The sequence below is a fragment of the Bacillus sp. URHA0034 genome (assembly GCF_056280405.1).
The window spans coordinates 6,021,052-6,043,046 of sequence record NZ_JBWCDK010000002.1; the positions used below are offsets into that span (position 1 = coordinate 6,021,052).

The 21,995-nt window shown below is 36.3% G+C and carries 21 protein-coding genes; 2 read left to right on the plus strand and 19 right to left on the minus strand.

The features are described 5' to 3' along the window. Positions 1-17 precede the first annotated feature (17 nt). From ACZ9EE_RS31330 to ACZ9EE_RS31345, 4 genes are all read right to left on the minus strand, one after another. On the minus strand, positions 18-905 hold the full coding sequence (locus ACZ9EE_RS31330) for a carbohydrate ABC transporter permease (RefSeq protein WP_476032511.1): 888 nt from the start codon (positions 903-905) through the stop codon (positions 18-20). After that, the gene (locus ACZ9EE_RS31335; protein WP_476032512.1) at positions 895-1,767 is read right to left on the minus strand and encodes a carbohydrate ABC transporter permease; all 873 of its coding nucleotides are present in this window, start codon (positions 1,765-1,767) and stop codon (positions 895-897) included. The genes ACZ9EE_RS31330 and ACZ9EE_RS31335 overlap by 11 nt, the downstream gene beginning before the upstream one ends. 143 nt (positions 1,768-1,910) lie before the next feature. Continuing rightward, a complete protein-coding gene (locus ACZ9EE_RS31340) occupies positions 1,911-3,239 on the minus strand; it encodes an ABC transporter substrate-binding protein (RefSeq protein ID WP_476032513.1) in 1,329 nt (442 codons plus the stop codon). A gap of 611 nt (positions 3,240-3,850) precedes the next feature. Then, complete coding sequence (locus tag ACZ9EE_RS31345) at positions 3,851-4,879, minus strand: LacI family DNA-binding transcriptional regulator (protein ID WP_476033166.1); 1,029 nt, start codon at positions 4,877-4,879, stop codon at positions 3,851-3,853. A gap of 864 nt (positions 4,880-5,743) precedes the next feature. On the opposite strand from ACZ9EE_RS31345, the gene ACZ9EE_RS31350 reads away from it, so the two are divergent. After that, positions 5,744-6,193 (plus strand): hypothetical protein, encoded by a 450-nt coding sequence (locus tag ACZ9EE_RS31350; RefSeq protein WP_476032515.1) that lies wholly within the window; start codon positions 5,744-5,746, stop codon positions 6,191-6,193. Positions 6,194-6,456: 263 nt separating this feature from the next. Here the strand turns inward: ACZ9EE_RS31350 and ACZ9EE_RS31355 are convergent, their stop codons facing one another. The 15 genes from ACZ9EE_RS31355 to ACZ9EE_RS31425 form a co-directional block, all read right to left on the minus strand. Then, positions 6,457-7,035 carry a hypothetical protein gene (locus ACZ9EE_RS31355; RefSeq protein WP_476032516.1) on the minus strand — a complete coding sequence of 193 codons (579 nt, stop codon included), beginning with the start codon at positions 7,033-7,035 and terminating at the stop codon, positions 6,457-6,459. Between the two features lie 565 nt (positions 7,036-7,600). Continuing rightward, entirely contained in the window at positions 7,601-8,623 is a 1,023-nt protein-coding gene (locus tag ACZ9EE_RS31360; protein WP_476033167.1) for a DUF3231 family protein, read from the minus strand. A gap of 269 nt (positions 8,624-8,892) precedes the next feature. Next, on the minus strand, positions 8,893-9,438 hold the full coding sequence (lepB, locus tag ACZ9EE_RS31365) for a signal peptidase I (protein ID WP_476032518.1): 546 nt from the start codon (positions 9,436-9,438) through the stop codon (positions 8,893-8,895). Positions 9,439-9,764: 326 nt separating this feature from the next. After that, a complete protein-coding gene (locus ACZ9EE_RS31370) occupies positions 9,765-10,112 on the minus strand; it encodes a hypothetical protein (protein ID WP_476032520.1) in 348 nt (115 codons plus the stop codon). A gap of 232 nt (positions 10,113-10,344) precedes the next feature. Then, a complete protein-coding gene (locus ACZ9EE_RS31375; RefSeq protein WP_476032521.1) occupies positions 10,345-10,695 on the minus strand; it encodes a VOC family protein in 351 nt (116 codons plus the stop codon). Between the two features lie 237 nt (positions 10,696-10,932). Beyond that, entirely contained in the window at positions 10,933-11,406 is a 474-nt protein-coding gene (locus ACZ9EE_RS31380; RefSeq protein ID WP_476032522.1) for a GNAT family N-acetyltransferase, read from the minus strand. A gap of 146 nt (positions 11,407-11,552) precedes the next feature. Next, positions 11,553-11,912 carry an HIT family protein gene (locus tag ACZ9EE_RS31385; protein WP_476032524.1) on the minus strand — a complete coding sequence of 120 codons (360 nt, stop codon included), beginning with the start codon at positions 11,910-11,912 and terminating at the stop codon, positions 11,553-11,555. A gap of 262 nt (positions 11,913-12,174) precedes the next feature. After that, a complete protein-coding gene (ltrA, locus tag ACZ9EE_RS31390; RefSeq protein ID WP_476025116.1) occupies positions 12,175-13,503 on the minus strand; it encodes a group II intron reverse transcriptase/maturase in 1,329 nt (442 codons plus the stop codon). Positions 13,504-14,145: 642 nt separating this feature from the next. Beyond that, positions 14,146-15,270 (minus strand): NADH-dependent flavin oxidoreductase, encoded by a 1,125-nt coding sequence (locus ACZ9EE_RS31395; RefSeq protein WP_476032526.1) that lies wholly within the window; start codon positions 15,268-15,270, stop codon positions 14,146-14,148. Positions 15,271-15,442: 172 nt separating this feature from the next. After that, a complete protein-coding gene (locus ACZ9EE_RS31400; RefSeq protein WP_476032528.1) occupies positions 15,443-15,862 on the minus strand; it encodes a MerR family transcriptional regulator in 420 nt (139 codons plus the stop codon). A gap of 319 nt (positions 15,863-16,181) precedes the next feature. Then, the gene (locus ACZ9EE_RS31405) at positions 16,182-16,469 is read right to left on the minus strand and encodes a DUF4362 domain-containing protein (RefSeq protein WP_476032529.1); all 288 of its coding nucleotides are present in this window, start codon (positions 16,467-16,469) and stop codon (positions 16,182-16,184) included. Between the two features lie 334 nt (positions 16,470-16,803). Further along, entirely contained in the window at positions 16,804-17,211 is a 408-nt protein-coding gene (locus tag ACZ9EE_RS31410; RefSeq protein ID WP_476032531.1) for a VOC family protein, read from the minus strand. Positions 17,212-17,301: 90 nt separating this feature from the next. Continuing rightward, positions 17,302-19,338, minus strand: coding sequence for a glycoside hydrolase (locus ACZ9EE_RS31415; RefSeq protein ID WP_476032533.1), 2,037 nt, complete (start codon positions 19,336-19,338; stop codon positions 17,302-17,304). Between the two features lie 123 nt (positions 19,339-19,461). Then, positions 19,462-19,671 (minus strand): transposase, encoded by a 210-nt coding sequence (locus ACZ9EE_RS31420; RefSeq protein ID WP_476032534.1) that lies wholly within the window; start codon positions 19,669-19,671, stop codon positions 19,462-19,464. Between the two features lie 284 nt (positions 19,672-19,955). Next, positions 19,956-20,144 (minus strand): hypothetical protein, encoded by a 189-nt coding sequence (locus ACZ9EE_RS31425; protein ID WP_476032535.1) that lies wholly within the window; start codon positions 20,142-20,144, stop codon positions 19,956-19,958. 820 nt (positions 20,145-20,964) lie between these two features. Here ACZ9EE_RS31425 and ACZ9EE_RS31430 point away from each other — a divergent pair. Continuing rightward, entirely contained in the window at positions 20,965-21,426 is a 462-nt protein-coding gene (locus tag ACZ9EE_RS31430) for a hypothetical protein (RefSeq protein ID WP_476032536.1), read from the plus strand. Positions 21,427-21,995: the final 569 nt, after the last annotated feature.

Consider the following 21,995-nt stretch of genomic DNA (forward strand, 5'->3'; position numbering starts at 1 on the left):
ACTAGTTTTTTAATTTCTTATTTAATTCCTGTAATCGTGACACCTTCAATAATTTGCTTTTGAGCAACAATATAAATGATCAATACTGGAATAACAGAAATGGTCGTTCCTGCCATCATCAGCGCCCAGTCAGCGACATACAGACCTTTGAACGTGTTTAGCAGCAATGGTACAGTAAATTTCTCAGGTGTATTTAAGAAGATTAAGGCATCCAGAAAGTTATTCCATGAACCTAAGAACACAAATATTCCTACTGCCGCAAGGGATGGACGAATAAGCGGCAAAATAATGCTCCAATAGATTCTAAGGTAGCCAGCCCCGTCAATAATCGCTGCCTCTTCCAATTCTTTTGGAATTCCCATGATAAATTGCCTTAATAAAAATACGGCAAATGCGTTAAATAAAGCACCTGGTACAATCAGGGACAGGTGGGAATCTAACCATCCGATTTTCCCCATAATGATATATAAAGGAATCATCGTTACTTGCTTCGGAATCATCATAGTAGCTAAGAAAAGAATGAACAAAAAGTTTGCGCCTTTAAACTCAATTTTCGCAAAGGCATAGGCGGCCATAGAAGCTGTCAGTAATGTAGCCAATACAACTACAGCTGTAATATAGAAGCTGTTCCAGTAGGCTAAACCGAATGGCATCGCAGTCAAAGAATCGATATAATTCGACCACTTAATGGGATTTGGGAGCCAAGCCGGCGGCACCAGAAAGATTTGTGAAATATCTTTTAAGGAACTGCTTACTGTCCATAGGAATGGAAAAATCATTATGATTGCGCCAATCGTTAAAATAATATGAAGAATGATTTGAGACGGTTTAACCTTTTTCTTCACCTTTGCCTCAATAACTGGAATGGCGTTCTTTTCTACTGTTGTGACAACATTATTCGCCATAGTGAACCCACCTTTTCGACATTTTAAATTGGATAAGTGTGAAGATTAAGATAATCACAAACAAGATCATGGCCGTAGCAGAGCTATCTCCCATTTTGAAGTCAATAAATCCTTTTTGATAGATATGATAAACGAGTGTGTAACTCGCTTTCGCTGGGCCACCGTTTGTCATAACAAAGGCCTGATCAAATACTTGGAAGGAGCCGATGATGGCCATGATGGCAATAAAAAACGTCGTTGGTGAAAGAAGTGGCAGGGTAATGTGCCAAAACTTCTGAAAACTGTTTGCTCCGTCTATTTCGGCAGCTTCATAATAACTTCTTGAAATTCCTTGCAATCCCGCAAGAAAGATAACCATGTTATTGCCAAGTCCCCACCATATACTAAGGATGGCTATAGCTGGAATAACCCAATGCGTATCCGTCAGCCACTTTGGTCCTTCAATCCCAATATGGGAAAGCAGTATATTCAAAATTCCAAAGTCACCGTTTAATATCCACATCCAAATGACTCCGATGGAAACAGAGCTTGTAACAACAGGCATGAAATAAAACACACGATATATCTCTTTTCCTTTTACATTGTTTAAGGCCACTGCAAGGAGCAGGGAAATGACAATTCCAACGGGAATAACTAATATCATGTAATACACCGTATTTTTCATTGCCATCCAAAAATCAGGATTTTGAAACTGCTTTGAATAGTTGGCGAAACCTACAAAGGTTTTAGCACCAAAACCGTCCCATTTCATGAAACTTAACACAAGTGCGTAAGCAACTGGGAATAATGAGAAAGCAAGCAGGCCAATCAATTGCGGTGTAATAAACAAATATCCTGCTAACGCCCTTTGACGTTTATGCATGGAACTCACCCTCCACTTCAATTTATGATAATCAGACCGCTAAGCCCCAAAGCTTCTATATTAAGCGTCTGTCATCTATCGATTTGAATAGAGAAAAGGAAGGAATAGAACGTGATCATTCCCTCCCTCTTACTCTCGTAAAATTAGTTTCCTGCTTTATATTCGCTTGTCAATTGCTTCGTTTTCTCGGTAATATTCTTGATTGTCTTATCTACACCTTGTTTACCTAAAAGCAATAAGTCGTATTGATCTTCTACTTCTTTATTCAATCCAGGAATTTGACCTTTGAACATAAGAGGGGCGCCGTTAACAAAGCCTTTTTCACGGCCATCCATTAAGTATTGTGTGTGCTCGACTGTTTTATCGCTTGTTACGATCTCGTCAATCCCGCTAACGGATGGTATCGCGTTACCATTTCCATCTAAGCGAGCCCTCTGTCCTTCTTTGGAAACATAGTAGGTTACAAAATTCATAGCTTCTTCTATATGTTTAGACTTTTTATTTGCGGCCATATAGGCTACACCAATTTGAACAGGCTCCATTTTGTTACCTGTGTTAGTTGGCCAGTAAATGTAATCGAAATCAAGATTTTTATTTTCACTGAACATTGGAGTTAACCAGCGGCCAGCGGCCACCATTCCTACTTGGTTGGACATGAACATGGCATCTAGACCTTGGCCCTTAGGAAGGGAACCAGCATACATAATTTGTCCTTTTTTTGTTAAGTCACTGATAAATTGAATAGCCTCATGTGCTTTTTCATTCTGATCTAAAACATAATTACCTTGTTCATCATAGGCACGTCCGCCGTTTGACCAAATCCACGTATCCATCAGCCATTTTTCAGCGATAAAGCCTTTTTTACCACCGTCTTTTAACTTTTTCGTCACTTCATCAAAAGCCTTCCAATTCCATTGCCCTTCGTCAAAATATTCTTGAGGCGTTTTAATTCCTAAATCCTTGAACATCTTTTTGTTGTAGTAAAGTAACAACGGGTTACAGTCTACCGGTACACCATAATATTTTCCATCCTGCTTGGCTGCTCCCCATAACCCGTCGGCATATTCATCTGGCTTAGCATAACTGTCGCCGGTCTGCATATATTCACCTAACTCCGCTACAGAACCGTTTTGCGCAAGCTTTGCCATTGTCGCGTCACCTACATAAAAGACGTCTGGGGCATCTCCACCTTGCAGCTGCGTCAATATTTTTTGTTCATAACCATCGCTAGGCACTGGAATTAATTTGATTTTTACGTTTGGATGCTCTTTTGTATAGGCATCAATTCCTTTTTGATATACCTTCAACTCTGCTGGATTTCCCCAAGCAGACATCGTAAGATTTACGATATTACCAGAACCGCCGCCTTCGGAGGATGCTTTTTCCCCACTGCCGCTGCAGCCGGAAAGGGCTAGCATGCCGGCAAACAATACTGGAGCAATCTTGAGGAGAACATTTGATTTTCTTTTCATATATATCCCTCCTGATTCTTTTTTGGAAATGAAAAAACAATAGATTGTGCTGTCTTGGATACCTCTATGTATCCCTACTTGTTTCCTTTTTTTATTCCAATTCAGTTATCTCTGAAAAGTATGTTGAACTTACCAACTAGCTCCAATGGTATAATCTACAGTAACCTCTTACCTATTGCAGCTCGATTTGAGTCATAGAACCATGTTACATACTGTGTTAGTTATCTATCTCCCTACTAGTCTATGACCTTCTTGACTGGCTTTTTTACATCTTCCAGGCTAATCCGATGACAGCCTATCCTACGAGATAAGTTGTAGATCTTTAATACTTGCTAAAACAAAATTTCCCACCCTGATACTTCTCGTAAAGCGTCTCAAGACTTTGAATGCGCTTTCGCATTTAGGAGTATTCTCTCAAATACTTAAGCTGCATTCATAATGTTGCTAGTAGAATGAGACTGCTATATAATAATAGAGACTCATTTACTTAGTCCTTGAGTCCTGGTTTAATGTCCCTATCACATGTGATGGCCGTCACAATAGGGATATTAAACCTAATTAAAACTACTGGCATTTCTCTCTTAATCACCTCCTTAAAGTGGTACTTCTTTCTACTTATTGGTTCCACAGCTTTGTCTAATCACTAATTCTGTAGGAACCGTTACTTTCAACGGAAGTTTTCTGCCATTGATTCGATCTAATAATAATTTAACCCCAGTTTGTCCCATCTCTTTTGTATGGACCTTTACGGTTGTTAAAGGCGTACTACAAAATTCTGCCATTTCAATATCATCAAAGCTGACGATAGCTAGATCGGACGGAACGGAAATTCTTAATTCCTGCAGGGCCCGTAAAGCTCCAATTGCCATTGGATCACTCGCAATAAAAAATGCTTCTGGTACATCGTTCTGTTTGACAGCTTTCTTCATCAATTCATATCCTTGCATCATCGTATATTCACCAATGAACACATAGGAAGGTTGATAGAATCCTTCTGATTTCATCACATTTTCATAGGTCGTAAGGCGTTGATCCTCACTGATGATCGTTGTCTCTTTTAGATGCTCTCTTTCGACGCCGCCAATATAACCGATCCGTTTAAAACCAGCTTCCAGTAAATGCTGTAAGGCTTTTTCTGTTGCTTTTTGAAAATCGACGACAACGGAATCGTACATATCCTCATCAGGAGAATGATTGATATAAACGATGTTTTTACTATGCGAGCTTACTTTCTTTAAGGCTTCATCATTTATTCTTCCAACAATAATCATTCCATCAAGTTCCCGAACTTTCTGATGATCGACCTTATCATATAAGCGGATCATAGTGGTTGTACTAATCCCTTGCTTTATCAGTTCTTCCTCAATTCCCTGACGGATTGATAAAAAATAAGGATCACTCAACTCCTCTTCATTTGAAAGAAAAAGGACAACACCTATTGCAGGATTCTTTTTACTTATGGTAGTTTGTTGTTGATTACGGCGTTCTTGAATGGTCTTATATCCCAGTTCTTTGGAGGCCTGATATATTCGCTGGCGGGTTTGGTCCTGAACAGTGATGGTATCATCACCATTTAACACCCTTGAAACCGTTGCAGCTGAGACCTTTGATAATTTTGCTATATCCTTAATGGTCGCCATATTACACCTTTCTAGTAAATAATTTACTAAATAACCGATAATTCTGTTAAACATTTACTTGTACAATTTTAGAATATCAGGAAATGAAAGTGCTTTCAAGAAAATTTTAAATTTTTTGTATTTTTTTACTAAATAGGAGAACTGTTAATTAAAATTTACTAAATTACCGCGCAATAGAGCGATACTGATAGAACGAAATGAACTATAAGAAATGAGAGAATTCGGGAAAAAACCTCAAGGTCCTTCTTTTGTTAGAGACTCTTCTTTGTGTCTCTTTGTTACAATTCCACAGCCGGAAAGAAAATAATTACCATCACTTGTTAGAATACCTTTCAGGCCTTCCTATTTTTAGTGAATTTTTCCTCTCCACTTTAAAACCTTACCTAATGTGTCTAGAAAACGTATAAACGTAGAGTTAATAGATCGGTAGACACATGGTTCTACCGATCTATTCTCCTTAATCGCTCTATTAGCTTTAAGCAATCGTCTCAAACACTTTTTACATTTCAGATCAATCACTTTCTTTTCATACATTTTCACAATAGATCTTTCTATGCCACCATCGGGTTAGTTTTATAGGATAAATCCCTCGATCTATATCAAGTAAATCCAGCCAAGAGTAACAAACGCAAATCATTATGTTTATAAAGATGTTGGAACGGAGACCCATGTTAAAGTCTAGTCCATTTCATTCCTCCAGATAAGTGCTACCTAAATACAAATAAACCTACCAATTAGGATTCCACAGGTGTTATTGCAACTTTTTTGAAGGTGATCGCCTCAAATGCAATAGGAAAAAAGCCCAAGGAAAATAGAAGGATTTACTTCCCCCCTTCTTTTCTTAAAAATAAGATGTAGAAGACGTTGAAAGGTCGTGTCGATAACATGCTTTATATAAAAGATATTGAGAAAATTATTGAAAATACATTGCAAGAACTCAAATTAACTGTTGATTATGAATTTAATAATAACCTACCCGCACCTATGAGTTTTAACGTATCAAATACTACGATTAAGTTTAACTATTTACAAATTAATGGATACATAGCTAATATTAACTTTAAGATAAAAGAGACAGATGAAGACTGTGTAAAACTTATTCTCTATCATCAGCTTGGATATTATTTAGCTTTTAAGGACAACAAACATGATTTAAGGGTTTTAAAGTATTTCGAGGATGAAAAAAAAGCACAGCTTCTAGCTAAAATAGAATCCAATGCCTGGGATTATGGGAGAACCTTGGTACCAGAAAGATTAGTAAATTCCTATGATAAAGTCCGTCAATTAGATAAAATGCTACTAAAAAACTATTAAACAAATGTAAAATGAAATAGTATTGGGTGATATTGCAGTAAACCAACCGTCTTTAGGGTTTATTTACCGTGCTTAGTGCGTCCAGTCAGTATTATCAGGTGAAAATTCTGCAAAAGCCGTATTAATAAAAATAAATTAAGCGATGCTTCTTTCTTAAGCATCGCTTAATTTATTTTTTACCTACCTTCGTTTGTATCGCCTGATGTACTTGTAGTTGCTCATCGGACACTTTAGACCTCAATAATAACCATGGAGCTTAAAATCTATTTCAAATTTACCGGCCTTTTAAACTTGTAATCCGTCCTAAAGAAACTAAAAATCGGTTCAGATGAATTAGAATGAAGAACGCTTGTTGTGTACTCGGGCATTCCCATATTTAAGGATAGAGTTACACAATCATCGTTTGGATAATTAGGATCATAAATAGAAATGGACAAATTGTTTTCATTCAAGTCATACCCATAGGCAAGTACTTGATGATTTCTCCTAATCTCAAAAGGATTAAGGGATTTGACTCTGACTAAACCAAGTGGTGAAAGCTTTCCGTTATCAAGATCATTTTTCACTCTCGGCCATTCCTCTTTCATCATTCTCCACGCCCTTCCGTTCGGTCCATGATCCTGGAGGAAAGGATTCATTAAAGCCATATATTTCATAAGTCCTAAGGGCAGATGAAAGCTTTCAATCTGCCGATTAACGAGATATTGGAATAATGGACCTGAGGAAGGAGCGGTCGGATTGAACGGGATCGGCATGTTTGCTTCAAAATAATCGATGACAGCAAAAATCATTCCCCCGCAAAGACCATAGGAGGCATCACCGATCGTTAGCTGCCGACCCAATACCTTAAATTTCTTTACGGGAACATGTGGAAAGCTGTTTCCGAATTTAAAGGCGGATTCGCTTGGTAGAAAGCCTGTTAAAGTTGATATACTGATTTCCCCCCTTTCTTAGACGTAAATGAATATCTAAATCAAGCTAAAAAAGATGGATGGTAAATATTTACTCACAAAAGGTTCCATTAAAACTATGTTCTTAAATATTTTATTTAAGTTGTATAAAAATAATGGTGAATAAATTAAAAAAGACCAAACATGTTTTTGGCCCTTTTCTGTATTACTAATATTGTTCAACCTCTGTTTTTAGAGCTTAGATACCCATATTCAAAACTTCGGTTTTAACGGCAAGGTTTTCAGTCATTTAATCTGATAAAAATGTGATTTAACATTTATGCTAAATCACAATAGAATAAAAATAATCCCTTAAAGATACTTTCCTTTTTAGTTATTGACCAAAACCTCCGAAGAGCTATGCTCCATAACAACGCTTCTTTTTTGTTCACCACAATTATTATAGTCATTTTCTAAATATTTTTTCGACTAACCTACAAATAATCCAATAGCATACTTAAACTCTGTCAAATGCTTGAGGAGGTGATTCCAGCCAACCTTTATCAATTAAGATATTGGCACCGTCATCAACAAATATGCCAATGTTCATAAGAGCTCTTCCGTACAACAATCCTAAATCCCTTCTTGGGCTAACGGCCAAAGAGTTTCCAAAAGCCCTTATCTTCATGGAAAACATATCAACTTTGTGAAACAGCATTATTTTATCGGAAAAAGGAGGGTATGTAGATGTTGTAACCAAATGGTCTAAGTAAGACGGTGTTTGCATGTGTTCGGTATGAAGTTTTTCCATATACTGCTTTACTGATTTGTCTGTCATACCTAAACCTCTTTTAAACAGAGCTTTTATCTTTTCATCTTGAACCGTCTGATAAAAACCCAATAACAATGTCTTACTCGTAACATTATTCTCAATGTTATCAAAAAGATGAATAATTTCCATTGCATTCAATGGTCGGACATCTCCAACAAAACCATTTAAGTAACTTTGTTGATCAGCAAAATCAATTCCTTTTGGTAACGGAATAGTGGGAACCTTTGGAATATATTTTCTTTCAATTAAAACGTTATTGATTTGCCCTAATAAAATTGCGGTGCATTTAAAACAATAAATAAAAAACTCTCTTACATCCTCCTTCATTACTAATGGAATGGCTACTGAATAAAGGCTCATTCCCGCTTTTGCCGCATATTTTAAATAGTGAGCATAAAATTCATCTAGATATAAGCGTGGAGCCCCAAGATTTACATCGTCTTGTGTAAATCCTATTGGCATGGGAAAGTTCTCTTTTTTAAAAAATTCTTCTATCTTCTGCATGAAATCCTTAACTAAGGCTAAACCATTTTCCAATAGCGTTTTAATATCTTGATCCTCACAATGTTGAAGAAAAAAAGATAAGATTTGTTTAGACATACTATTTCCGACATAAGTTGCCCAAAGTTTCCCCATTTCAGCTGATGTGAAGGCTTGGTTTTCATCTAATTCTTTTGAACTTAATTTTATTGGTTTCATCACATTCATTGGATTTAATTCTTTGTCTGTGGTCATTACTAATCCTCTTTTCCCGCATTTTTGATTAGGATTACCATTGGAAAATACTTTCATTCCAACAAATACAATGACTTGTCCTCAACTCCCTGCGGTAGTTAACAACACTAAGCTTTTTTAATATTTTTAAACTAACCCGCCAGTAAACACAACAAGAAAAAGCTGCCGAGGAATGGCAGCTGCATTAAACTTTTACACCACGTTGAACAATGAGTATGCTTTTTCATCTATCTTTGGCAATATTATTTACCAATAATTTTTATCTCATTAATAGGGTAATAAACAATTTTCGTTGTTCCTACTACCTTTTCCATTGAAATAGCCCCTATATGGCGGCTGTCCTTGCTTCTTCTTCTATTATCACCCATTACAAACAAATGCCCATCAGGAACAGTCGCACTGCCGACTGCCGTTTCCTCCAGTTTAAAAGACTCTGTAAGTGGACCAGTCTCGATTTCCCGTTTGTATTTGTCAAGATAAGGTTCTTTATAAGCCTTACCATTGACAAATAAAGTATCATCTTTATATTCAATACGGTCTCCAGGCAAACCGATTACACGTTTGATATAATCTGTTTTTTCTGAAGCGTGGAAAACAACAATATCAAATCTTTTGGGTTCACCTATTTTTGTTACAACCATTCGATCATGGTCTTGTAAAGTGGGCATCATAGAAGCACCTTCCACTACAATTGGTGTAAGGAGGAATGTTCGGATAATAAAAGCAAATAATAGTGCAATAAGAAGTGCCTTAGTCCATTCCCAAGTTTCATTTCTATCCTTTGCCATTAACTTCATCCTTTCAAACAGGTAATTTTCTTCAGCATATTAACCCATAGAGGGGTCTAATAGCGTTATTCTTCACGTAATTCGAACACTAAGGAAATCTATTTCAAGGAATATATTTCCACAATAAAGGTGTAAATTCCTTCTTTCACTAACTGTCAGTTACGCACTAAGCAAAAAAAGGATCACCACAGCGGTCCTCTGGCGTCGGTTAGCTGAAGAAGTAAGTATTACAAACTTGTTCTTATATTATTTTTATAAAGGTCCACATTGTTTGCTGTGAAGTTCAATAATTGATTTTTTTCCATTGATGTTAAGACTAATAATTTTTAATTCTTTACTATTGGAGCTTTCCTCCGTTTTAAAATTAATTTAATCACCAAATAAAAGAAGAAAAAGTTAAATATAAACCCGAAAGAGCTAAAAGATAAATCCCATCCGCCCCGATAAACAAAACCTTCAGCAGGAAGACCAAGGTGAAACTCCTTAAAATCTTTATCAACTCGATTAACAATTGTAGGAATGAAAGTAAAAATAATAGTTGAAATAAGACTTAAGATAGATAACCATTTTTTATGTCGGTTTATTTTGCTATTGAGGCTTAATAATGCCATTATTATTAATGCGTTCAAAACAAACTCGAATAAAAAGGTTAACACTTTTTCCATCTCATTCATCTAAAACGCCTCGTTTCGAATATGGTTATTTTCTCCATATTAACCCAAATTTGTATTATATAAAATATTTTGTTTTACATAATTTCTTCTTCGACTGCTAAACTGCCAAGTTAGTCCAATAAATCTTTAATTGCGAATTATCTTCGTAATGTGCAGCAGTAACTCTTTTGTTTCTATTCAACAAAAACTCCTCATTAAAGTAGATAATCAACACATATGTCATCTTATTTATCTAAAGATGGCTAAGAATATTAATAAGCTTACCGAAGGGATCTTTTACATAAAAACGTCGAACCCCCCACGGCTCCTCAATTGGTCCATACTCAATTGGAATCTCTGCTTCTTTTATGCGAGTTAGTGCATTATCGAGATCATCAACTTCAATTGACAAGTCAGGCACTGGTGTCCCTGAACCTCCCTCAGAAAGAAAGCTAATTTGAGTGTCCATTTTCTCATGCGAACCGTAAGTTACAATAAATCCCATATCCATCAGTTGATCAAGTCCGAGCACTTCCCCGTAAAAGTACCTTGCTTTAGATATATCCTGAGTCTCAACATTGGCAACAATTCGTTTGATCTTCATTACTACATGCTCCTTAATTTTTGTGATCCAATAGTTCAAATCTTACAGTAAATAAATTTATTGCACATCCTGAGTCGATGCATAATGGGTAATTATTCACTCACCTGTCCTAAAAAGCTGTCAAGGTAGCCGATGTTCAAGTAACGCCCCCGTTAGTTTAAGTTCAGTGATTAACATACTAAAAAAAGGCTGTGTCAACAGCCCTAACAAATTACAGACTCATATTAACTGGAAGAATTAACATACTTTTGTGTAATGAACCAATGTTGTATTTTCATTTAAGTTATGTTTCCAGTCTTCTAACTGTTTATAACCCATTTTTTCATACAAATAGCAATTTCGTTCTTCCTGTATAAGTGTCCTCAATTCCCAAGTTGTTGCATGGGGAAATAACTCTTCAATTAAGCGTATTGCCTTCTGTGCAATACCTTTACCTTGATATTCAGGTAAAATAAACATCGGACTTATCCAAAATTGATTCTTTTCTCTCCAAAATACGCAGATAGCCCCTACAAGAACATTATCATATAGTATTTTATAAAATCTTCCTTCTGGATTATTAATTCTTTGAATAACTCTTTCAATCTTTTCGCTTGCTGGGTTTGTATCGTAATCTTTATATTTTTCCAACAAAGGCATAAAAGCCTTAACCTGAATCTCAAAAATAGCTTGTGCATCTTCATCTTTTGCTTTTTCTAATCTTACTATCATAAAGAACCACCACCAAAATAAAGTAATTCCTAAGTATTCCACAACTCCCTAAACAGTTTCCTTCTTGAACAAATCTGCCTACCTAGTTAAATAAAAAAGGCTGCTTTTTTAGCAACCAGTTGTTTACGGAAAGTATCAGTTTGCTTTTAGCACCAAGTACCATCTAAATATTTTATACGATTTCCATAATGAACATGCCAATGCATGTGTTTATTGCTTTGATACTCACCTAGATTAGTTGATACAGTACAGGCACCGTATTTATCGTTTACCTGTTTTGATACTTTCTGAATCACCGAAAATAAATCATTAAGCACATCTTTATCCTCTTCTTTTACATCTATTAATGAAGTAATGTGTTTTTTGGGGATAACCACGATATGTACATCGTAAAAAGGACGCGTATGATAAAAAGCTAGAGTATCCTCAGTTTCCAGCACTTTTTCAACCACTGTATTGCCACTTAAAACTTCGTCACAATAAAAATCTTCAACACCATTTGTCACAGTAACAACTCCCAAATATTTAATAACTAATTACTTATACAACAATTTTTATCTAATTCCTCTAATTTAAAAGAATTAGAATTTTTCTTTATTCCACTAATCTTCCAGTTAGTTCAACAAGAAAAAATGACCGCAGTAGCGATCATCATCCTTTACAAGTCGAGTAGAAGGGAGCCTTTCTACCTTGCGGTAGATTGTACTCCTCCCCCCTCACAGAACCGTGCTTGCGCTATTAACGCACACGGCTCCTCCTAGTCATCATTTACAAAATATAGCTAATTTCTTTTCTTAAGTCGTATATATTAACCTTAACTCTTGCGTAAGGTAATGGATATTTATTAAGAAAGAGTCTGAATTTATCCCAAGTAAATGATTTCCTTTGACTTCTTCTATTGAGCCATTTAAACAGTAAGTACCCGATTTTGTCTCTGAATTTGTTTACACTTTGGGTATTATCTGTGATGCAATAGTAGTTGTAATAACCTACTAGTGAGCGTTTAAATCTATCCATAATCATATGAATGTCTTTATTTCTGTTAATTTTCAACCATTCTTTAATTTCTTTTAGTTTAGCTTGGACTTTCTTCCTGCTTGTTCTCCGTTTTACTCGAAATTTCCCTTGTTTACTTCTACCGCAATAGTGTGTAAATCCAAGGAAATCAAAAGTTGCCGGTTTACTCCTTCCCTGTTGATTTGCATTTTGCTCCGCAAACCGCCCGAAGGGTATGATTTTAGTTTTATCCTCAGCTATTTCTAGATTAAATTTCTTTAATCTCAACTTTAATGAATGGAAGAATTGCTCGGCTTCACATTTATATTGAAAACAACAAACAAAATCGTCTGCATATCTCACTATGTATGCTTGTCCCTTGCACTGTTTCCTAACCCTTTTCTCAAACCATAGGTCAAGGACATAATGGAGGTATACATTGGCTAATATCGGAGATATTACTCCACCTTGCGGTGTGCCTTTGTCTGTTTTATATTTCTTACCTTCTTCCATGTATCCACCTTTAAGGAATCTACCAATGATTCTTAGTAGGTTAGGGTCAGCGATTCTCAGTTTTAAGAAATTCATCATCCATGTGTAGTCAACATTGTCAAAGAATCCTTTAATATCTACATCTACTACATAATTTACTGTTCTCTTTTCAATATAGTGGTTCAATGTTTTCAAAGCGTCGTGGCAGTTACGATTTGGACGGAATCCAAATGAACAGTCTATAAAATCATTTTCATAGATAGTATTTAGTATTTTCGTAATGCCTCTTTGAACAATCTTATCTTCATGTTCCGGAATTCCCAATGGTCTTTTCTTGTTTGAATTGAGCTTTGGAATATACATTCTCCTTACTGGAACAGGATGATAACTTTTGCTTTTAAGCCTATTTACTAAATTCTCTATGTTTTCTTTTAGATTTTCACCGTATTGATCTTTGGTTGTACCATTAACCCCAGTTGCTTTCTTGTTAGGTAGCTCCTGGTGACATTGAACTAGTGATTGCTCCTTTAATAAATGTGCAAGAGATGTAAATTTCATTTTAGGATTTGATTTTGCTAATTCTGCTATCCTTAGTAGTTTTGTTTCCATTTATTTCCCCTACCTCTGTGTGTAGTAAATGTGTCCCTAGTAAGGGTGATAACTGGTAGCTAGCCTTTCCTCCGTCGGCATTACCCAACTTCATTGGTACTACGCTGCTATCCGACTCCCTACATCGGCATTTGGTTTCCTTGCTTGTTATCGCTTGTACACCATACTCTTCTAAAAAAAAGAAAAGACCGGTAGGGTCTCCCGAGTTGCCGTATCATATCAATGTATAACGTGCCAAGGTCTCTGACTCCAGAGAGGTTTTATCCTTCTTGCCTTTAACGAAAGATAAAATGTAGCTTTCTGCTGTGCTTAAGGCATCAGCCCTCTCGATTTACTAACATTATGGAGCTCAATCCCTTCAACCATTTGGCTTTCGGCCCGCTACCTAACTGTCTACGCTTAAAGACTAAAGTTACCTTTAGCCCTCCAAGACTCGTTACGAGCGAATGGCTAGTTCTTACTCGACGGGAATCCCACCCGCTATATGATACGACCTATGCTCGGCCGCACAAGCACCCGTTTGTTTAAGTACAAAGCTTCACAAGCTTTGAGTTCAATCTTCCTTTTTATTAATGTCTCAAATACCAAAAAAGCACCCCAAAAAAGTGAGTCTGAAAAAAACAGTAACATTTCTATTCGATTTTAATCTTCAATCTTAAACCAGGGACCTGAAGCTTGAATGAAATTCCAAAGTTTTTCTGGAAGCTCAAGCTCGCTTACTTTTGAAGTCTTAATTGCTGTCTCAATTTCAGCTTCTTTTCCATTCTGAATCTTTTCTACCCAGTCTGGATTCATGATTAATGTCTGACCAACTGCTGCTAGGGATAGACCCTTATCTAATGCAGATGCAACATCATCAGCAGTTACCATAGAACCCGCAGCCATTACAGGAACTCTGTCGTTTACATGTTCAACAATTAATTCAAGCCGTGTTTTTCCATCTTCAATGCCTCGTGGTTTTGAAGATACATCATCAAGCGAAACATGGATGTAATCCAAACCCTGTTCAACCAGACGGTCAATTAATTCATAGGCATCTTCCATCCCATAACCGCCATTTTCTTCGGGTGATATTCTATACCCTAAAATAAACGGCTTTGTTGCGTGATTCTTAATCACATTTTTCATTTCCTGAATGACTGCCAATGGGAAACGCAAGCGATTTTCTAGAGAGCCACCCCATTCATCCTCACGTCTATTGAAGAAAGGAGAGAAGAAGTTTTGAAGTAAAAATCCGTGTGCACCATGAATTTCAACACCATCAAAACCAGCTTCAATAGCTCGTCTGGTTGTTTCTCCAAAAGCATGAATCACTTCTATTATTTCATCATGTGAAAGTTCTCTAGGTAATACTGAAGGAGCAAATGCAGTAGCTTCAGTCTCTACAGCACTGGAACTAACCACCTCACCATTTGGAGTTAAAGATGGCAGTGCTTTGTTGCCTGCATGAAAAATTTGAAGCAACGCAGGAGCTCCTCCACTTTTCGCCGCATCCGCCAATTTCCGTAGACTTGGAATAAATTTATCATCATAAGCTGCGAATTCATGCGTAAAACCTATACCGTTTGGTTGAACATGAGTACATCCAGTGATAACAAGTCCTACTCCATTGACTCTTTTTTTATAATATTTTACTTCTTCATCTGAAACGGTGTAATCATCATTACTGCTCCAAGTTGTCATTGGTGCCATAACGACTCTATTTTTTATGGTGATACCATTTTTAAATGTAAATGATTCAAATAAGTTGCTATATTTTGTGTTCATTTTTAACCTCTTTCTTCTTCTAGTTAGTTTTGCACTATTTTGTATAGGTGTATCAAATGGTGCAAGAATAGGTTAATCCTTAGAGAGCACTCTAAGGCAAGTGTTTTTTTATTTTTATTTTTTCGATTACGAGTTTTTTAAAAAAGACGCAAATGGAAAAACAACTGGCTGTTTAATTTTTAGAGAAACAGTCTCCTAATTCATTTTCATAAAAATTAATTTTATTATCCAGATGTTCTAAACTTTGACGAAGCTTCTCAAATTCTTCCACTACTTTTTTTCGATGATTTTTAAGTAAAGCTAACCGTTCTTCCATTGTTGCATCCCCAACATGCCCCCACATGGCAAATTGCTTCATGTCTTTTAGTGACATCCCCGTATTTTTTAGGTGGAGCAATGATTCAATCCATAATTTATTTTCATCAGTGTAGATTCTGACATTGTTATCGTCTCTGTTTACTTTTATTAAGCCTTCCTTTTCATAAAACCTCAATGTATGTTCACTTAACCCAACAATTTTAGAAAATTCTCCAATAGAATATGTCAATATAATCGCCTCCATTAAATCTGATATGTCTATATCTTCTTTCATTTTTAATTTTTGACACCAAGTAAGTGTAATGCTTAGAGTTTACTCTAAGTCCAGAATTATTAATTCCTCTGCCCGTTTTGAGGTGCTTTCCCAAAGTTATAACCAAAATTACAGTTGCTTTAACTCGATATTGACATACAAAAAATCAAAACTCGCCACAGGTATATTGGCGAGTTTCCTTTACTATATTTTCCGATTCCTTATTCAACTAACCTGCCCCGTTAGCACAAGAAGAAAAGGGGATCGCCGCAGCCATCCCGTGTTTAACCTAAGCACCCGTTAGTTGAATAGGGTATCTTAATTTGATACAAAATAAAATTCATTTCCAAATTGCCAAAATGCCATTTTCAATACTGGGACTCTCACAATTTTCAACCATATAACTTATCTTTTCGTGATTTTCTTTTATCCCTATTGATTCACAAGTTGTAATTTCTATTTTACCAGACCCAGATTTGTCTCTAGTGTAGTCTTTAGTTGATTTAATATTTTTTCCGTTATATTCAAGGTCGTGAATTATAGAGTAACCTTCGATTGTATAACTAATAACCCTAACTTTATCTTTCTCTCCGGTTAGCTTATTACTCGATTTTTGGTATTCAGGCACATGTCAAACAACACTTCACGATCATCCTCTCCAATAAATTGGGCACGATACGGGAGCATTGCTGTCTAGGTATTGCCCTCTCTTCACCTCCAAACTTCCTTTCAAATAAGCGAAGAGATTGAAGCCTTTCTGGAAAGAGATCTGATTGTTACCGATTACTAATAGGAAGAAAAAGGACCATTGAGCGATGAATTAGTTTATTCATCCCCTCAATGGTCCTTCTATTGCTCATACATACAAGCGATATTGCAACTAGTGGGTCTTTCGCACGTAACAGTAGATTTCGCTAGATGCAATTTTTATTATTTTAGCATTTTTCCTTTTTTAACACTCTCTAAGCATTATTTTGGGGCGATTCCGGGTGCATCTGCATAAATTCAATTCGATTGCCATCCGGATCCCTTACCCAGCATTGATAATTAAGATCGGCACCCTGCTTTGGTTCATCATCTAGGGTTAATCCGTGGCTTTTCATATGGTTAGCGATTTCATTTATATCCTCTACCTCTAGACATAAGTGGGAATAACCAATAGTAGAGAAGTCAGTAGTTACTTCTTTGCTTCCGCCGTAGAACAGCTCAATGAATTGCCTTTCCCGAACCTTTAAATAAACAATCCAAGGTTCACCGTTATCTTTATTTAATTCAAACGCTTTTTTAAAGCCAAGAACATTACAGTAAAAGCTTAAGGACTTCTCCATATTTTTTACTACAAATGCAAGATGGCCAATGCCTTTAATCATCGTTTAGCCTCCAAATGACCGTATTTTAACACTATTCGCAATCATCATCATGCGTACGCTTCAGAGTAATCTACTAAACTTTTTAAAAAATTACTCTGTCACTTCGATGGCTGGCTCAAGGCTGCCATCATTGAATTCAAAATAATCAACATTAAACATCTTTATATTTTCACTATTTTCGTTTTTAAAGACTAAGTATAAATCATGGAAGCCATAGGCACCATCAATGGAATTGGTATCAATCATGGTCGATACTTTAAACCATCTGTTGATATCATTCACTTTAGGAATTTCCATCGTACCAACGATCTTGCCTGACTTTGGATCATCCAATCTGACTTCAATCTGACCGCCGTTCATGGAGGCAACACGCGCATTCATACTAAGCACACCTCGCTTGTTGGCTTGACCATTTGCTGTACCATCTGCAAAGTTTACATTGGAGTATTTTACATATGAGTTATTGCGAATATTAGTAAGCACCTTGGTGCCTTCGGCGTTTTCTCTTGCTTGAAGCCCTGGTGTCTGAGCATCATTTTCCTCAGCCAAGTAAGATGAAAATACATCCTTCATATCAGGTAAAGCTGGCAGTTCGAAATTTTTTGGAATGAAGCTTGTTATGCTAGATCCTCTTAGTTCCATAGTAAAGGAACCGTCATTCACCTTTATGTCATCCAACTTTTTAAGATTTTCACTCGCCGAAGTACGATATGGCACGACTGCTTTTGTATCAGCAGGGAAGTCTTTCAGATTAAACGAAATCTTTTCCGATTTAGAGCTATTGTTAACAGCTACAATCGTAAAGTTTCCTGTCTTAGGATCCTTATAGGCCGTAACCATGACATTATCGGCAGGATTCTTTTCAGCCCCTATCATCACATAGCCCGGCTGAATGAAACGGCTATAGTTACCAAAAGAATAATAACGTTTGAAAACCCTGAACAATCCGTTTTCAGTGGCCTTAACCCCTTGAGGAGAACCGTCATTGACTAAGCGAATGAGATCAGAACCATCTGCCCCGTTGTTGGCCGCAGGCCACCACCAGAAATAAGCACTGACACCTGTCACGTTAAACATGTTGCCGATAAGGTTCGCATATCGCATGGCGTCCGTGATGGTATTATCTTGATAGCTCTGTTTATTGTTACCTTGATTCATGAATTCTGTTTGCCAAATTGTTTTTCCTAATTTTTTTGAAACTTGAAATTCGCCGGGATTAGGAGTGGTAGCATTGGATTGCAAACCTATGTATCCATGAGCGGCAACAACATCCACGTAATCGACCGTATTTGGATCGTTTAGGGCGCTAAGCGCATACTTTTCACTGAAACCCATTCCCTCTCCTAAAACAATCTTGGCTGGTACATGTCTTTCTTTAAAAATAGGTCCTAGATAATCCCGAACAAAGATGTTAAGTTCTTCAGGTGTCCAAAGGCTGCTGGAATAGCCCCCGGTGTGGTCTGGTTCGTTTGTCGGTGAGATATAATTGATGTCAATGTCATAGTATTTCTTGTAGCCAAGAACGTACTCAGCTAAATAATTGGCAAAATCATCGTACATATCTCTTCTTAATTTATTTGGAGGGGTATTCCTTCCGGTATCGATGACGCTGCCATTTTCCTTCATCCAGGCAGGGGCACTCCATACACTGCTTAGGAAAGTTTTCACACCACGTTTTTTAGCTTCCTTCATAATCCAAATTTGATATTGGTCAAATTCTAGCTTTTTCGTATCCCATTCCGGATCATCCCAAACAAATTTCCCTGGTTCTGGTTCAATCGTAGCAACGGGGCCATCATAAAAAGAATTTCCCCATGTTCCGAGGCCGCCATCACCTACCATATTACGGACAATACTGAGGCCGATCCCATTCTTTTGATTAAAGATCATATCCAGTATTTGAGTTCTTTGAGGTTCCGGCAGCCTCATAATCGAACCGGCTTTATGAAAAGCAAACGAGCCGCCAAAGCCATCCACTTTCTGTAATTCTTGATTCCAATCGACGATGCTGACTGGCTGGTCCTCTTTACTTTGAACAGCGGACTTTCCGTCCAAAGCGAAACAGCCAAGTACAAGGGAAAAGCATAACCCCAGCGCCATGATTAGCTTTAAATACCTATTACGCATACACTCACTCCTTAGTTTGTTTAATCAATAAACTATTCAAATTTATAGTAAGTTGTAATGTATACGCTGTCAATTAGTTTTTCTAATATTCAGTAATTAGTGACTTAAAATGGTACTTTTGAATTATGATTTTCTATCATCCTCGAAATTACTTCTAAATACGTAAAATACTGTTTCAATGAGTAAACAGTAGGTCTTTTGTGTATTGCTGCTTTTACCTGTTACATCTAAATATTTCAAATACCTCATTACTGATGCAACTGGTATTCCTCCATCATTAAGAAGCATATACCTTTTCTTATTAGCATCAAGTAATACTTTCTGTACGTCCATAACATCCTCCGCCTTATAAGATCATAAAGTAAACATATTAAACTAAAAATTTAAAGTCTAGTTTATGAATTTAATATATATGAGATAAAGGATACCAGCTTTTATATTGAACTAATTATCCTCTAAAATAATAGTACAGTTAATTCGATGCCCCTAAAAAGCCTCCATTCGTTTTCAATCTTTGGGAGTAAAACAAAGCAAGCGACACGATTCCTGGTGATAGCCCGGGAATTTCCCATGCTCTTCAGTACACTGTATAAGATAAGAAAAACAAAAGAGGGGACTTACCCCTCTTTCATCTCAGCCAACTCTTCCATCATGGCTTCGATCCACTCGATGGCTTCTTGTTTGCTGCTGAAATCATCGGTTAATCGTACAAACTGTGTAGTGACTTCGTCTTCCTTAAAATATCTACCTACATAAAGTCCTGTGCTTGATTTTGCTACCTTCAATCCATAAAAATTTGCTTTCATTCTCTATCACTCCTTTTTTGTTTGACCACTCCTAATCTTTTGGAAAAGGGCTGTCAACGGGCTTGAAGTTTGTGAAGTTTTTTAATCGATCTTCTTAAAAAAGTTCACAAACTTTGCGAAGCGCTAGCGTAGCACCCTTGACTGCCCTTATGAGCAAACGATTACAATCAAGAGAACAAAGAAGGAAGTTATAGGGTCCGAGCGTATGATGCGATCCAACGGGCTCCCGTTGGCTGGGTTTGGGCGAGGAGCCCAAGGTCTTAAAGGTTTTCGGTTTGTTTGGTATGGCCCGCCGTAAATGGAACAGGAAGCTAAGGAGTGTAGAAGCCAACCGTACAGACCGTGGTTATCGGTCCATTTAGTGCCAAAGCGACACGTATGGAATGACAGAAAGACGCTTTCCTTTCTGATCAGTCCGTAGTGCTGCCGTCCTAAATATGTTATTTCCTGTTGATTAAGAATCTTTAAAGTTCATATTTCTGAAGAATCTACGCAGAAGCCAAATTGATAAATATTGTTTTGGTTTGAAAGCATATATTCCGTTATTTCTCCTTTAGAGATCTCCCTCGGCAAATTCGAATCAACTTTTCACAAAAAATGTAGTTGGATTATATGTTTGAAGTTATTTAGCAAATTTTGTTTCAATACCGAAAAAAACCCGCATTTTTCTTCAAGAATTTTTGCTTTAAATTTAATGTTAGTAAGAAAAATAATTAACAATGATAATTAAGATGTGAATCATAGTAATTACAGGGTGTAGCTACAAATCACTGTATTATTTTCTAATTAAATGGTAATTAATTGGAAAAGGAGTGATTTAATGATTGGACTTATTATTGCAATTATAATAGTAAATTTTATCGCATTTTATACTAATACACGGCTAACACTAAACCAAATTGTCCATATTTGGATGTTTACAATAGCATTACAAATGAATTTTGATTTTTATGTAGATATGGAATATAAGGGATACTGGTATTTTACAAAAAAAGCAGACTGGGAGGAATTACCTACAAATATTGTACTTGTACCGCCAGTTAATATAATATTTTTAAATTTCTTTCCTTTTGATAAAAGGATGATACAAAAAGTGATTTTCTTTGTACTGTTTTTAATCGGAATATTAATTTATGAAGTAATTGCACTGCTGCCTGAACCTTGGGGATACTTTCATTTAGGATGGTGGAATTTGGGGTATTCTTTAATATTAGACCCGATACTTCTATTGATTATGTTGGGGTATTATAAATGGATTTGTCGGATCGAATTAAAAAAATAGTTTTGTCTATCACGAGCAATAGTTAAAGATGAAGATTGCGACGGCAATCTTTTTTTCTTTTTGTGCTAACGAGAGTTTAGTTGAAGAAGGACTTGTTTATTAACTTCGTATTTGACTCTTATTATGTACTTAAAGCAATAGTCAGGGAGTTCCCTAACTATCGTTTTAAGCATAATCGTTCATCTTATTCGTGCTCGTATCTTACCACACCTAACACACTCACCTGAATCATAACTAAATTTATGCATTTTTAGAAAAAAACAGATAATAGCTTTAAGTTTCATGCTTGGTACTCCCTTTTTAATTGATTCAATACTAATTAAGGATAGCTATTAAATGTTATGGAATTATTTCCATTAAATTAAAATCACATAATAAAACGATTAAGAAAGTGTTTCAGTTTTAAGCTTTTTTTGAAAGTATTCTGGAACAATGTAATGAACAATACGAGAAAAATGTTCAGCAAATGTAAAAGTTCTTGTTAAACTAAAGGGGCATTTTACTTCAATAAAGATTTCGGTTTTTTTTGATATCACAGTATCAGAAATTAAAAGGTTAAACCGTTTATT